16 protein-coding genes and 1 other annotated feature are annotated in these 14,569 nt (G+C 42.9%); all 16 genes read left to right on the top strand.

From position 1 onward, the window contains the following. The first annotated feature begins 16 nt into the window (after window positions 1–16). The 16 genes from floA to bslm_RS12150 all read left to right on the top strand — a co-directional run bounded on the left by floA (window position 17) and on the right by bslm_RS12150 (window position 14,340). Window positions 17–1,012 (top strand): flotillin-like protein FloA, encoded by a 996-nt coding sequence (gene floA / locus bslm_RS12220; protein WP_003230026.1) that lies wholly within the window; start codon window positions 17–19, stop codon window positions 1,010–1,012. Window positions 1,013–1,036: 24 nt separating this feature from the next. Next, window positions 1,037–1,456 (top strand): hypothetical protein, encoded by a 420-nt coding sequence (locus bslm_RS12215; protein ID WP_015714280.1) that lies wholly within the window; start codon window positions 1,037–1,039, stop codon window positions 1,454–1,456. 56 nt (window positions 1,457–1,512) lie between these two features. After that, window positions 1,513–1,794: a sporulation protein YqfC gene (gene yqfC, locus bslm_RS12210; protein ID WP_003226191.1), complete on the top strand. Its 282-nt coding sequence runs from the start codon at window positions 1,513–1,515 to the stop codon at window positions 1,792–1,794. A gap of 18 nt (window positions 1,795–1,812) precedes the next feature. Next, window positions 1,813–3,009, top strand: coding sequence for a sporulation protein YqfD (gene yqfD, locus bslm_RS12205; protein ID WP_003230033.1), 1,197 nt, complete (start codon window positions 1,813–1,815; stop codon window positions 3,007–3,009). Next, window positions 3,006–3,965, top strand: a complete 960-nt coding sequence (locus bslm_RS12200) for a PhoH family protein (RefSeq protein WP_014477373.1) — start codon at window positions 3,006–3,008, stop codon at window positions 3,963–3,965. The genes yqfD and bslm_RS12200 overlap by 4 nt, the downstream gene beginning before the upstream one ends. 78 nt (window positions 3,966–4,043) lie before the next feature. Beyond that, window positions 4,044–6,179, top strand: a complete 2,136-nt coding sequence (pgpH, locus tag bslm_RS12195) for a cyclic-di-AMP phosphodiesterase PgpH (protein WP_010886570.1) — start codon at window positions 4,044–4,046, stop codon at window positions 6,177–6,179. After that, the gene (ybeY, locus tag bslm_RS12190; RefSeq protein WP_003230039.1) at window positions 6,180–6,653 is read left to right on the top strand and encodes an rRNA maturation RNase YbeY; all 474 of its coding nucleotides are present in this window, start codon (window positions 6,180–6,182) and stop codon (window positions 6,651–6,653) included. After that, complete coding sequence (locus tag bslm_RS12185) at window positions 6,634–7,005, top strand: diacylglycerol kinase family protein (RefSeq protein ID WP_015384119.1); 372 nt, start codon at window positions 6,634–6,636, stop codon at window positions 7,003–7,005. Before ybeY ends, bslm_RS12185 begins: the two co-directional genes overlap by 20 nt. 118 nt (window positions 7,006–7,123) lie before the next feature. Then, window positions 7,124–7,534 (top strand): cytidine deaminase, encoded by a 411-nt coding sequence (locus bslm_RS12180; RefSeq protein ID WP_032722130.1) that lies wholly within the window; start codon window positions 7,124–7,126, stop codon window positions 7,532–7,534. Continuing rightward, on the top strand, window positions 7,515–8,420 hold the full coding sequence (gene era, locus bslm_RS12175) for a GTPase Era (RefSeq protein ID WP_003230051.1): 906 nt from the start codon (window positions 7,515–7,517) through the stop codon (window positions 8,418–8,420). Before bslm_RS12180 ends, era begins: the two co-directional genes overlap by 20 nt. A 147-nt stretch (window positions 8,421–8,567) precedes the next feature. Continuing rightward, complete coding sequence (locus tag bslm_RS20835) at window positions 8,568–8,711, top strand: YqzL family protein (RefSeq protein ID WP_003230053.1); 144 nt, start codon at window positions 8,568–8,570, stop codon at window positions 8,709–8,711. A 36-nt stretch (window positions 8,712–8,747) separates the two neighbouring features. Continuing rightward, the gene (gene recO / locus bslm_RS12170) at window positions 8,748–9,515 is read left to right on the top strand and encodes a DNA repair protein RecO (RefSeq protein WP_003230055.1); all 768 of its coding nucleotides are present in this window, start codon (window positions 8,748–8,750) and stop codon (window positions 9,513–9,515) included. 39 nt (window positions 9,516–9,554) lie between these two features. After that, window positions 9,555–9,729, top strand: a binding site (T-box leader). 82 nt (window positions 9,730–9,811) lie between these two features. Then, window positions 9,812–10,699 carry a glycine--tRNA ligase subunit alpha gene (glyQ, locus tag bslm_RS12165; protein WP_003226213.1) on the top strand — a complete coding sequence of 296 codons (888 nt, stop codon included), beginning with the start codon at window positions 9,812–9,814 and terminating at the stop codon, window positions 10,697–10,699. After that, window positions 10,692–12,731, top strand: coding sequence for a glycine--tRNA ligase subunit beta (gene glyS, locus bslm_RS12160; RefSeq protein WP_003230059.1), 2,040 nt, complete (start codon window positions 10,692–10,694; stop codon window positions 12,729–12,731). The genes glyQ and glyS overlap by 8 nt, the downstream gene beginning before the upstream one ends. Before the next feature lie 132 nt (window positions 12,732–12,863). Continuing rightward, the gene (gene ccpN, locus bslm_RS12155) at window positions 12,864–13,502 is read left to right on the top strand and encodes a transcriptional regulator CcpN (RefSeq protein ID WP_003237058.1); all 639 of its coding nucleotides are present in this window, start codon (window positions 12,864–12,866) and stop codon (window positions 13,500–13,502) included. 25 nt (window positions 13,503–13,527) lie between these two features. Next, the gene (locus bslm_RS12150) at window positions 13,528–14,340 is read left to right on the top strand and encodes a pyruvate, water dikinase regulatory protein (RefSeq protein ID WP_003230064.1); all 813 of its coding nucleotides are present in this window, start codon (window positions 13,528–13,530) and stop codon (window positions 14,338–14,340) included. The last annotated feature ends 229 nt before the right edge of the window (window positions 14,341–14,569 follow it).

Here is a 14,569-nt window from a genome sequence, read left to right as displayed (position 1 = left end):
AACGAGGAGAAGTTATATGGATCCGTCAACACTTATGATTCTGGCAATTGTCGCAGTAGCGATCATTGTTTTGGCAGTATTTTTTACATTTGTGCCTGTAATGCTTTGGATTTCAGCTTTGGCAGCCGGAGTGAAAATCAGCATTTTCACTCTAGTTGGGATGAGGCTTCGCCGCGTCATTCCGAATCGGGTTGTTAACCCGCTGATTAAAGCGCATAAAGCGGGACTTAATGTTGGAACAAACCAGCTTGAAAGCCACTATCTGGCTGGAGGTAATGTTGACAGAGTCGTCAACGCGCTTATCGCCGCTCAGCGAGCTAACATTGAACTCACATTCGAGCGCTGTGCTGCCATTGATCTTGCAGGCCGGGACGTGTTGGAAGCTGTTCAAATGAGCGTTAATCCTAAGGTGATTGAAACACCGTTCATTGCAGGTGTCGCAATGGACGGGATTGAAGTGAAAGCGAAAGCGAGAATCACAGTAAGAGCGAATATCGAGCGCCTCGTTGGGGGAGCAGGGGAAGAAACCATTGTAGCTCGTGTAGGTGAGGGGATCGTTTCTACAATCGGTTCATCTGATAATCATAAAAAAGTGCTTGAAAACCCTGACATGATTTCTCAGACAGTCCTTGGAAAAGGATTGGACTCAGGAACTGCGTTTGAAATTCTCTCAATTGATATTGCAGATGTAGATATCGGCAAAAACATCGGGGCAATTTTACAAACCGATCAGGCCGAGGCTGATAAAAACATCGCGCAGGCAAAAGCGGAAGAACGACGTGCGATGGCTGTCGCTCAAGAACAGGAAATGCGTGCCCGCGTAGAAGAAATGCGCGCGAAAGTGGTAGAAGCCGAGGCGGAAGTGCCGCTTGCGATGGCAGAAGCTTTGCGTGAAGGGAATATTGGCGTCATGGATTACATGAATATCAAGAACATCGATGCTGACACAGAAATGCGTGATTCATTCGGCAAGCTGACGAAAGACCCTTCGGATGAAGACCGCAAATCATAATCTCTCTAAGAAGGGAGAATGCTGATGGAAGATTTACTGACCAATCCGCTTATTATTGCAGCGATCATCGGAATCATTTCTGCGATTTTCGGCAAAAAGAGCAAAGAAGAAAAGCAAAACAGCCAAAAAAGTAAAAAACCTCAACACGTGCAATCTGCTTCTCCTCAAAAGAAGCAGTCAAAAGAAGATGCCCCTGCACCTATCCCTAACCGTATGGAACAGGCAAGACGGGAAGCGGAAGAAAGACGCAGGGAAACAGCAAGAAACCTGAAAGGGCTGGAACGAGATCTTGCTGCTGCGAAACAAAAAACAGTATACACAAAACAAAAAATGCTTCAGGTGAATAAAGACACCGTCGTACAGGGGATCGTTCTAGGAGAGGTGTTCGGACCTCCACGGGCGAAAAAACCACACCGTACGATGCGCCCGGCCCGTAAAAATTAAAGTGTTAGAACCTCCTTTCAAATCATACATATGAGATGAAAGGGGGTTCTTTTTGTATGGGGCAAAGAAAGAATCGTATGAAAGCTTGGCTGACAAGAGCATTGGAAATTCCCCCGGACGTTATGATGGATCTGCCGAGGATTACAATGGTTGGCAGACTTCATATCTACATAGAAAACCACAGAGGCCTTTTGCTTTTCAGTGAGAATGAAGTGCGGCTGATGCTGAAGCAGGGCCAGTGCATCATATCTGGTAAAAATTTTGTCATCAAGGCGATTCTTCCGGAAGAGATACTTTTGGAGGGTACGATTGATGTCGTTCGATATGTTGAGTCATAAAGCCGAGGGGGAAATGTTGTGAAAAATAAATGGCTGTCTTTTTTTTCGGGTAAGGTCCAGCTTGAATTGACGGGAAGAGGGATTGAGCGGCTCCTTAATGAATGCACAAGACAGGGGATTCCGGTCTTTCATGTCAAAAAAAAGAAAGAAGCCGTATCGTTATATATACAGCTTCAGGATGTACATGCCTTTCGGCGGGTGAGAAGTAAATTTAAATGTAAAGCCCGATTTATCAATCGGAAGGGTTTTCCCTTCCTGTTGCTTAAATCAAAGCTGAATATAGGGTTTACGATCGGTTTTGCGATTTTTTTCATCCTTTTGTTTTTGCTGTCCAATATGGTGTGGAAAATTGATGTGACAGGCGCTAAGCCTGAAACAGAACATCAAATGAGGCAGCATCTTAATGAAATCGGCGTCAAAAAGGGCCGTCTGCAGTTTTTAATGATGTCGCCCGAAAAAATACAGAAATCATTAACCAATGGAATAGACAATATCACTTGGGTCGGAGTTGATCTGAAGGGGACGACCATTCACATGAAAGTTGTGGAGAAAAATGAGCCCGAAAAAGAAAAGTATGTTAGCCCGCGCAATATTGTCGCCAAAAAGAAAGCAACCATTACGAGAATGTTTGTGCAAAAAGGACAGCCCATGGCTGCCATACACGATCATGTTGAAAAGGGGCAGCTGCTTGTTTCGGGACTGATCGGCAGCGAAGACCATCAGCAGGAAGTCGCCTCAAAAGCAGAAATTTACGGAGAAACCTGGTATAGATCAGAAGTGACTGTCCCGCTTGAAACATTATTTAACGTCTATACGGGCAAAGTAAGGACAAAGCACAAGCTTTCTTTTGGCTCGTTGGCAATCCCGATCTGGGGGATGACGTTTAAAAAAGAGGAATTGAAGCATCCAAAAACAGAACAAGAAAAGCATTCGCTTCATTTTCTCGGGTTTAAGCTCCCTGTATCCTATGTCAAAGAGCAAACGAGAGAAAGTGAAGAGGCTTTGCGAAAATATACAAAAGAAGAAGCAGTTCAAGAAGGCATTAAATTGGGTAAACAGGATGTAGAGGATAAAATAGGCGAAAACGGCGAGGTGAAAAGTGAAAAAGTTTTGCACCAGACTGTTGAGAATGGTAAAGTAAAGTTGATTATTCTCTACCAAGTTATAGAAGATATCGTTCAAACCACACCTATTGTCAGGGAGACTGAAGAATGACAGAACATTTACTTGCGATGAATCAAAAACTGAAAAACCCGGACGAGGCGCTTTCACTCTTCGGGAACCAAGATTCTTTTTTGAAATTGATGGAGAAAGATCTGAATGTAAATATCATTACGCGCGGCGAGACGATTTATGTTTCAGGCGATGATGAATCGTTTCAGATTGCAGACAGGCTGCTGGGATCGCTCCTCGCTTTAATTCGCAAGGGGATAGAGATCTCTGAACGTGATGTGATTTACGCCATCAAAATGGCAAAGAAGAATGAACTTGAATACTTTGAAAGCATGTATGAAGAAGAAATTACAAAAAACGCAAAAGGCAAATCAATCCGTGTAAAAACAATGGGACAGCGGGAATACGTGGCCGCTATGAAGCGGAATGACCTTGTATTCGGCATTGGTCCGGCGGGAACCGGGAAAACGTACCTGGCTGTCGTAAAAGCAGTCCATGCTTTAAAAAACGGACATATCAAAAAAATCATTTTAACAAGACCTGCCGTGGAAGCCGGTGAAAGCCTCGGTTTTCTCCCAGGTGACCTAAAAGAAAAAGTAGATCCTTATTTGCGCCCGCTGTATGACGCTCTCCATGATGTGCTTGGGGCAGATCATACAGAACGTCTGATGGAAAGAGGCATCATTGAAATTGCTCCGCTCGCATATATGAGGGGACGGACGCTCGATGATGCTTATGTTATACTTGATGAAGCACAGAATACCACGCCTGCTCAAATGAAAATGTTTTTGACGAGACTGGGTTTTGGCTCTAAAATGATCATTACAGGTGACGTCAGCCAAATTGATCTGCCGAAAGGCGTCAAATCGGGACTTGCAGTAGCGAAGGAGATGCTGAAAGGAATAGACGGCATTTCTATGATTGAGCTAGACCAGACAGACGTGGTCAGACATCCGCTTGTTGCGAAAATTATTGAAGCATACGATAAGCAAAATTAATGCTGAATGACCCGATCGCGCGTTATCGGGTCATTTTTATGATTGCTTATGGGCTTGATGTTTCAAGAGGAGGTTCTTGTGTTGAAAAAGAAGGCTAAGACCAAAAGCAGCTCGAAAAAATGGAGCAGTTTTAAAAATGCCCGCTCCATGCATGTACTGCTGTATCTTCTGCTGGCTGCCATTATGTTTGCTTTGCTTTTTGTACATGTTAAGCCGGAAACACTTGATTTAGACCTGTTTTCAGTCAGCGACAAGACCATTTACGCTCCGGCAACCGTAGAAGATCAAAAAGCCACAGAGGAAAAAAAGCAAGCCGCTGAGGATGCGGTTGAAGATCAATATACATTAAAAAAAGAATATACAGACAATCGGATTGACCTTGTGTCATCAATATTCGACAGTATTAGTGAAGTGAAAAAATCATCAGAAGAAGGCAGTAAATCACCATCGGAAAAATCAATGGTCAAATCTGTAAAGGACAAATTGACATCAGATGTGAATGATTCTATATCGGAGGATTCCATCAAGACATTGCTGAAAGCAGACAGTGAAGACTTTTCTTTTGTCAGAGATACGGTCATTACCGCAGTAAATACGGTCATGAGCAGTGAAATCCCTTCGGATAAACTATCTGATGCAAAGGATAAGGTAGAAAAAGAGCTAAAGAGCAATTCTATTCCGTCTAAATACTTGGGAGCCGCGACAGAAATCGGGCGTTTTGCTATTATTCCGAATTACGTCTTCGATCCGAAAGCAACAGAGGCAAAACGGCAGGAAGCCTCAGATAATGTCCAGCAGGTTCAAATCAAACAGGGGCAAGTGCTCGTGGAAGAAAATGACCTCATTGATCGGGAAGTGTACAGGAAACTTGAGCTGACCGGGTTATTAAATAACTCAAATCTCTTTAAACCGATCAGCGGGCTATTGATTATGATCGGACTTTTCATTGCAACACTTGTATATTATTTTGAAAAACAGAAACAAAATCTGAAGTTTAAAAACCAATCCATTCTGTTATTCTCCATAATCACAACACTTTTGCTTGTGATCATGGAGGTTGTCAGTTTGTTTCAGAAGATGGAGTATAATAATATCGGCTATCTGGTCCCCATTGCGGCCGGCGCCATCTTAATCAAACTGCTGATGAATGAACGCATTGCCATTTTGGGAAGTATCATTCTTGCGATTTGCGGAAGTATGATGTTTAATCAGGGTGTGACAGGAACATTCAATTATGTCATAGGGATTTATTATTTGATCAGCGGCATTTCAGGTGTATTATTTTTAGGAAAACACAATGCAAGATCAAAGATTTTGCAGACCGGGCTTTTCGTGGCGTTTATTAATATGGTTGTCGTTCTATCCTTATTATTGATCCAGAACACTGCGCTGTCGGGTCTTGAAATCGGCACGTTAATGCTCATGGGGGTTGTGTCGGGGTTTGCTTCATCTGTATTGATCATCGGCCTGATGCCGTTTTTTGAGACGGGCTTTGGCATTTTATCCACCATGAGGCTGCTCGAGCTGTCTAATCCTAACCATCCGCTATTGCGCAAAATACTGACGGAAACACCAGGTACATATCATCACAGTGTAATGGTTGCCAATTTATCAGAGGCAGCCTGTGAAGCGGTTGGGGCTAATGGTTTGCTTGCAAGAGTCGGCGCATATTATCACGATCTCGGAAAAACAAAGCGCCCGCAATATTTTATTGAAAACCAAATGAATATTGACAATCCGCATGACAAGCTGTCACCTCAGTTGAGCAAAAATATTATTATCTCGCATACGACAGACGGTGCGAATATGCTGAGAAGCTATAAATTTCCGAAAGAGCTTGTCGACATTGCTGAGCAGCATCATGGAACTTCGCTTTTAAAGTTTTTTTACTATAAAGCGAAGGAAAAAGGCGACCAGATTACAGAGGAAGAGTTCCGTTATCCGGGACCGAAGCCGCAGTCAAAGGAAGCCGCAATTATATCAGTGGCCGACAGTGTTGAAGCGGCCGTCAGATCCATGCATAATCCAAATCCTGAACGAATTGAAAAGCTTGTCCGGGGTATTATATCCGATAAGCTTCAGGACGGACAGTTCAGTGAATGCGATTTGACATTTAAAGAGCTGGATACAATCGCAAAAACGCTCTGTGCAACATTAAAAGGAATTTTCCACTCCCGGATTGAATATCCGGAGGCTACTAAGAAGGTGAAATAGATGAGTTTACTGATTGATATCGTTGATGAAACAGGAAGCGTCTCAGAAGAGATGCTCAAAGAAGTAGAAAATCTGCTTCAATTTGCCGCTGAGCGTGAAGGCGTTCAGGATCAGGCTGAAGTTTCTGTCACGATTGTTTCCAATGATGACATACATCAGATTAACAAAGAATACCGGGGAAAGGATGCTCCGACAGATGTCATCTCATTTGCTCTTGAAGAAGAGGGGGAAGGCGAGATCGAAATCGTGGGCGCCGAAATGCCTCCGGTTTTAGGTGATATTATCATCAGTGCCGATCGCACAAGAGAGCAGGCAGAGGAGTATAATCATTCTTTTAAAAGAGAGCTCGGATTTCTAGCTGTACACGGATTTCTGCACCTTTTAGGATATGACCATATGACGAAAGAGGAAGAAGAGGAGATGTTTACTAAGCAAAAGGAATTGCTGGACGCTTATGGACTCAAAAGATCATAGAAATGAGCTGAAGCGATTCTTCAAAAGCTTCGTGCATGCAGGCCGGGGCATATGGGAAACAGCGCGGACGGAGCGGAATTTCCAATTTCATGCCGCAGCCGCCTGCGCTGTTCTCATTTGCGGCTTCCTTGTAGAGCTCAGCATGATTGAGTGGATGATTATATTCCTTTTGATAGGCGGTATGTTTTCGCTTGAGCTTTTAAATACAGCCATTGAACATACGGTTGATTTAATAACTGACAAACATCACCCTCTTGCTAAAGCGGCCAAGGACGCTGCCGCCGGGGCTGTTTGCGTTTTTGCCGTGATTTCGTGTATCATTGGTTTACTTATTTTTTTGCCAAAGCTGTAATGGCTGAAAATTCTTACATTTATTTTACATTTTTAGAAATGGGCGTGAAAAAAAGCGCGCGATTATGTAAAATATAAAGTGATAGCGGTACCATTATAGGTAAGAGAGGAATGTACACATGAACAGACAAGAATTAATAACAGAAGCTTTAAAAGCGCGTGATATGGCATATGCGCCGTATTCCAAATTCCAAGTAGGAGCCGCTCTTCTTACCAAGGATGGAAAAGTGTACAGAGGCTGCAACATTGAGAACGCGGCATACAGCATGTGCAATTGCGCCGAGCGTACCGCTTTATTTAAAGCTGTTTCTGAAGGGGAAACAGAGTTTCAGATGCTGGCCGTTGCGGCTGACACCCCTGGACCGGTATCTCCGTGCGGAGCCTGCCGCCAGGTGATTTCTGAGCTTTGCACAAAAGACGTTATTGTCGTACTAACTAATTTACAAGGACAAATAAAAGAAATGACTGTGGAAGAATTATTGCCAGGCGCATTTTCATCGGAGGATTTACATGACGAACGAAAGCTTTAAATCAGGATTTGTATCCATTATTGGAAGACCAAACGTAGGAAAATCTACATTTTTGAACAGAGTCATTGGACAAAAAATCGCGATCATGAGCGATAAGCCCCAAACGACGAGAAACAAGGTGCAAGGAGTACTGACGACAGGCACATCACAAACCATTTTTATTGACACACCAGGGATTCATAAACCTAAGCATAAGCTTGGGGACTTTATGATGAAAGTGGCGCAAAATACATTAAAAGAAGTCGATTTGATCTTGTTTATGATCAATGCTGAGGAAGGCTACGGGAAGGGCGACGAATTCATCATTGAGAAATTGCAGACGATGTCTACGCCTGTATTCTTAATCGTAAACAAAATTGATAAAATTCATCCCGACCAATTGCTTCTGCTAATTGACGAATACCGCAAACGTTATCCTTTTAAGGAAATTGTTCCGATTTCTGCTTTAGAAGGAAATAACATCGAAACCTTGCTCGCTCAGATTGAAGCGTATTTGCCGGAAGGGCCGCAATTCTATCCGAGTGACCAGGTAACTGACCACCCTGAGCGATTTATCATTTCTGAATTAATCAGGGAAAAGGTGCTGCATTTGACGAGAGAAGAAATCCCGCACAGCATTGCGGTGGCCATCGAATCCATCAAAGGGCAGGACAACGGTTCTGTGCACGTAGCGGCAACGATTGTGGTCGAGCGGGATTCTCAGAAAGGCATCGTGATCGGTAAAAAAGGAAGCCTTCTAAAAGAGGTTGGAAAAAGAGCGAGAGCGGATATTGAAGCACTATTGGGCTCCCGTGTCTACCTTGAATTGTGGGTGAAAGTGCAGAAGGACTGGCGTAATAAAATGTCCCAGCTTCGCGATTTTGGCTTTAAAGAGGACGAATATTAATCTCTTCCCGTGTGTGTCATTATCTCACAGGAACAGGGATACATTAGCAAATTTTGTTTAACATGAAATGGAGGACATCTGGTCAAGATAAAGGTAAGAATTTGGAGTTTAGGTAAGCTAGTTTAACTACAGAAAGGTGGGTTTCTTGTGTTGAATTTTACCTGGAACGTATTTTCTCAAACAGGAAATGTTGATACGTATCTTCTTTTTAAAGAACTGGAAAAAGAGAACATGGAAAGACCCGAAGAACTAGAAGATGAGCTAGCCCGATTTGATTATCCAATTTTATAAACCTCTTGGCCGCTCCTGCTTGAGGAAGGTGCGGAAATGCTGACAAAATGTGAAGGGATCGTTCTTCGCACAAATGATTACGGAGAGACGAATAAAATCGTAACATTACTGACAAGAGAACACGGAAAAATAGGTGTTATGGCACGAGGCGCCAAAAAACCGAACAGCCGTTTATCAGCAGTCAGCCAGCCCTTTTTGTATGGTTCTTTCTTAATGCAAAAAACATCGGGCCTCGGAACGCTTCAGCAGGGGGAAATGATCCTCAGCATGAGAGGCATCAGGGAAGACTTGTTTTTAACAGCATATGCTGCCTATGTTGCTGAGTTAGTCGACAGAGGCACAGAAGAAAAAAAGCCAAATCCTTATTTATTTGAATTCATATTAGAATCATTAAAACAGTTGAATGAAGGAACAGATCCGGATGTTATCACCTTCATTGTTCAAATGAAGATGCTCGGTGTCATGGGCCTGTATCCTGAGCTGAATCATTGTGTACATTGTAAAAGCCAAGACGGAACCTTTCATTTCTCTGTTCGTGATAATGGTTTTATATGCCACCGCTGTTTTGAAAAAGATCCTTACAGGATACCGATTAAACCGCAAACGGCAAGGCTGTTAAGGCTCTTTTACTATTTTGATCTGTCGAGACTCGGCAATGTGTCCTTAAAAGAGGAAACAAAAGCTGAATTAAAGCAAGTGATTGATTTATATTACGAAGAATATTCGGGATTGTATTTAAAATCAAAGCGCTTTTTAGATCAAATGGAAAGCATGAAACATCTTATGGGTGAAAACAAAAGTTGACATTTGGTCCATCTTTTTATATGATCATTTATTATAAAATATGTTGCAGTGAGAGAAAGAAGTACTTGCGTTTACCTCATGAAAGCGACCTTAGGGCGGTGTAAGCTAAGGATGAGCACGCAACGAAAGGCATTCTTGAGCAATTTTAAAAAAGAGGCTGGGATTTTGTTCTCAGCAACTAGGGTGGAACCGCGGGAGAACTCTCGTCCCTATGTTTGCGGCTGGCAAGCATAGAGACGGGAGTTTTTTGGTTGCTGCCGCAGTCAACTTATGAAAGAAAAGTGGAGGTGCTTGAAATGAATATTCAAGACATGATTCTAACCTTGCAAAAGCATTGGTCCAGTCAGGGCTGTGTGCTTATGCAGGCTTACGATGTAGAAAAAGGAGCCGGCACGATGAGCCCGTATACATTTTTGCGCAGTATCGGTCCTGAGCCGTGGAAAGTGGCTTATGTAGAGCCTTCCAGACGTCCGGCAGACGGCCGCTACGGGGAGAACCCGAACAGACTGTATCAGCATCATCAGTTCCAGGTCATTATTAAACCGTCACCTGATAACATTCAAGAGCTGTATTTGGATTCCTTGCGTGCTCTTGGAATTGATCCGCTTGAGCACGATATTCGCTTTGTTGAAGACAACTGGGAGAATCCGTCTTTAGGCTGCGCGGGTCTAGGCTGGGAAGTTTGGCTTGACGGAATGGAAATAACACAATTTACGTATTTCCAGCAGGTCGGGGGATTAGAGTGTAAACCCGTTTCTGTAGAGATTACGTATGGAATTGAGCGTCTCGCGTCTTATATCCAGGATAAAGAAAACGTGTTTGACTTGGAATGGACGTCAGGGTTTACAGTAAAAGATTTATTCATGATGGCTGAATATGAGCATTCTGTTTATACGTTTGAAACATCAGACGTCGATATGCTGTTCCAATTGTTCAGCACATATGAAAAAGAAGCGATCAAGCAAATGGACAACGGACTTGTTCATCCAGCATATGACTATGTGCTGAAATGCTCGCACACTTTCAACCTGCTTGATGCCAAAGGTGCGATCTCTGTTACCGAGCGGACGGGCTATATCGCAAGAGTGCGGAATTTAGCTAGAAAAGTAGCAAAAACCTACTATGAGGAACGAGAAAAACTAGGGTTCCCAATGCTTAAAGGGGAGGGTTCTTCTCATGAGTAAACAGGATTTACTTTTAGAGATCGGATTAGAGGAAATGCCGGCGCGCTTTTTGAATGAAAGCATGGTTCAGCTTGGCGACAAGCTGACAGGCTGGCTTAAAGAAAAAAATATTACTCACGGTGAAGTGAAACTCTTCAATACACCGAGACGTCTTGCTGTGTTCGTTAAGGATGTCGCAGAAAAGCAGGATGATATAAAAGAAGAAGCAAAAGGGCCTGCGAAAAAAATTGCCCTTGATGCGGACGGGAACTGGACAAAAGCGGCAATCGGCTTTTCAAAAGGCCAAGGCGCAAATGTGGAAGACCTGTACATCAAAGAAGTAAAAGGCATAGAGTATGTATTCGTGCAAAAATTCCAAGCCGGCCAAGAAACGAAGTCGCTTCTGCCAGAATTGAGCGGTTTAATTACAAGCTTGCATTTCCCGAAAAACATGCGCTGGGGAAATGAAGATTTGCGTTATATCCGACCGATCAAATGGATTGTCGCATTATTTGGACAGGATGTCATTCCATTTTCGATCACAAACGTTGAGTCTGGACGGACAACACAGGGACACCGTTTCCTCGGACATGAAGTGTCAATTGAATCACCTTCAGCTTATGAAGAGCAGCTCAAAGGACAGCATGTTATTGCTGATCCTAGCGTCCGAAAGCAAATGATTCAATCTCAGCTGGAAACAATGGCTGCTGAAAACAATTGGAGCATTCCAGTTGACGAAGACCTTCTTGATGAAGTGAATCATTTAGTAGAATACCCGACAGCTCTTTACGGTTCATTTGAATCCGAGTTTCTGTCAATTCCTGAAGAAGTGCTTGTCACGACAATGAAAGAGCATCAGCGCTACTTCCCTGTCAAAGACAAAAACGGTGACCTGCTGCCTCACTTTATCACAGTCCGAAACGGCAACAGCCACGCGATTGAAAATGTGGCCCGAGGCAATGAAAAAGTGCTGCGCGCACGTTTATCTGATGCTTCATTCTTCTACAAAGAAGATCAGAAACTAAACATTGATGCAAATGTGAAGAAGCTTGAAAATATCGTTTTCCATGAAGAGCTTGGTTCTCTTGCTGATAAGGTTAGGAGAGTCACATCAATCGCAGAGAAACTTGCCGTTCGTCTTCAGGCTGATGAAGATACATTAAAACATGTGAAGCGGGCTGCTGAAATTTCTAAATTCGACCTTGTGACGCATATGATATATGAATTCCCTGAACTTCAAGGAATTATGGGCGAAAAGTATGCGAGAATGCTTGGCGAAGATGAAGCTGTGGCTGCGGCAGTTAATGAACATTATATGCCTAGATCAGCGGGCGGAGAAACGCCTTCTACTTTCACCGGAGCTGTTGTAGCAATGGCGGATAAGCTTGACACAATCGCTTCATTCTTCTCTATCGGCGTAATTCCGACCGGTTCCCAGGACCCTTACGGACTGCGCCGCCAAGCAAGCGGTATTGTTGCGATTCTTCTTGACCGCAACTGGGGAATTTCATTTGAAGAGCTGCTTACTTTCGTTCAAACCGATAAAGAAAATGAACTGCTGGATTTCTTCACTCAGCGCTTGAAATATGTCTTGAATGCTGAACAAATCAGACATGATGTCATTGACGCCGTGCTGGAAAGCTCTGAGCTTGAGCCGTACTCTGCGCTGCATAAAGCACAAGTACTGGAGCAAAAGCTTGGTGCACCTGGCTTTAAGGAAACAGCCGAAGCGTTAGGCCGAGTGATCTCTATCAGCAAAAAAGGAGTCCGCGGAGACATTCAGCCTGATCTGTTTGAAAATGAATACGAAGCAAAACTGTTTGATGCCTACCAAACAGCGAAGCAAAATCTGCAGGAAAACTTCAGCAAAAAAGATTATGAGGCGGCGCTTGCTTCACTTGCAGCCTTAAAAGAACCGATCGATGCTTACTTCGATCATACAATGGTTATAGCGGATAATGAGTCATTAAAGGCAAATCGTTTAGCGCAAATGGTAAGCTTGGCGGATGAGATCAAGTCCTTTGCGAATATGAATGCCCTTATTGTAAAATAAAGAGAGAAAAGGCGGTTGCTGTGTGATCGGTAATCGTCTTTTCCCCATTTATAAGTTTTTTGTTTGATTACAAGATATTTACGTTATAATATGGATTGTTATTTCTTTACATAGCTATGAAGTGAAAAGGTGGTGAGTACGATCGAACTAAATAAACGGCAAGAACATATTTTGCAGATTGTAAAAGAAAACGGGCCGATTACAGGGGAGCATATTGCAGAAAAGCTGAACCTAACCAGGGCGACATTGCGCCCGGATTTAGCCATACTCACCATGTCAGGATTCCTCGAGGCGCGCCCGAGAGTCGGTTATTTCTATACGGGAAAAACCGGCACACAGCTTTTGGCGGATAAACTCAAAAAGCTTCAGGTGAAAGACTTTCAATCTATCCCCGTAGTGATTCACGAAAACGTTTCTGTGTACGATGCGATTTGCACCATGTTTTTAGAAGATGTAGGTACTCTGTTTGTGGTGGACCGCGATGCTGTTTTAGTCGGGGTGCTTTCACGAAAAGACTTGCTCAGAGCGAGCATTGGCCAGCAGGAGCTTACATCGGTCCCTGTTCACATCATCATGACAAGGATGCCGAACATTACGGTGTGCAGACGCGAGGATTATGTGATGGACATTGCAAAGCACTTAATAGAAAAACAAATTGATGCACTGCCTGTCATCAAAGACACCGATAAAGGCTTTGAAGTGATCGGCAGAGTGACAAAAACAAATATGACCAAAATACTTGTCAGTTTATCTGAAAATGAAATCCTATAAGATTGCAAACTAACGGGGGGATAATATGAATAACCGCATCATCTATGTTGTATCGGATTCCGTCGGTGAAACGGCTGAATTGGTAGTAAAAGCAGCACTCAGCCAATTTAACGGATCGGCGGATGATACTCATGTAAGAAGAATTCCTTATGTTGAAGATATAGGCACTATCAATGAAGTGATTTCACTTGCAAAGGCAGACGGCGGCATTATCTGTTTTACACTCGTGGTGCCGGAAATCAGAGAATATTTGATAGCCGAAGCGGAAAAAGCAAATGTTTTATATTATGATATTATCGGCCCGTTGATTGATAAAATGGAAACAGCCTACGGTTTAACAGCGAAATACGAACCGGGGCGGGTGCGCCAGCTTGATGAAGATTATTTCAAAAAAGTGGAGGCCATCGAGTTTGCAGTTAAATACGATGATGGACGTGATCCAAGAGGGATTTTAAAAGCTGATATCGTTTTGATCGGCGTGTCAAGAACGTCTAAAACACCGCTGTCTCAATATCTCGCACACAAGCGCCTGAAGGTTGCCAATGTACCGATTGTACCTGAGGTTGATCCACCGGAAGAACTTTTTAACGTTGATCCGAAAAAATGCATCGGTTTAAAGATTAGCCCTGATAAACTGAATCATATCAGAAAAGAACGTTTAAAATCACTCGGGCTTAATGATAAAGCGATTTATGCAAATATCAACAGAATCAAAGAGGAACTCGAGTATTTCGAAAAGATTGTGGATCGGATCGGCTGCCAGGTTGTTGATGTTTCAAATAAAGCGGTTGAGGAAACAGCAAATATTATCCATCATCTCAAAACAAAAAACATATAACTCAGGACGCTCTATCCTGGGTTTTTGGCTGTGCCAAAAGGGAATAATGAAAAACAATAGCATCTTTGTGAAGTTTGTATTATAATAAAAAATTGTGATAAAATGATTAATTTTAGGTTTAAGGATCGTGTGATACGAATAAACTATTATGGGTAAGATGTCAAGAATTTCTCCCGGAAATTTTTCGACAAATTCATATACATCCACAATAATAAAGGATGTGCGATTT

This window comes from Bacillus sp. LM 4-2, from assembly GCF_000978495.1.
GTDB classification, from domain to species: Bacteria; Bacillota; Bacilli; order Bacillales; family Bacillaceae; genus Bacillus; species Bacillus subtilis.
This window is presented reverse-complemented; position numbering and strand designations above follow the sequence as displayed.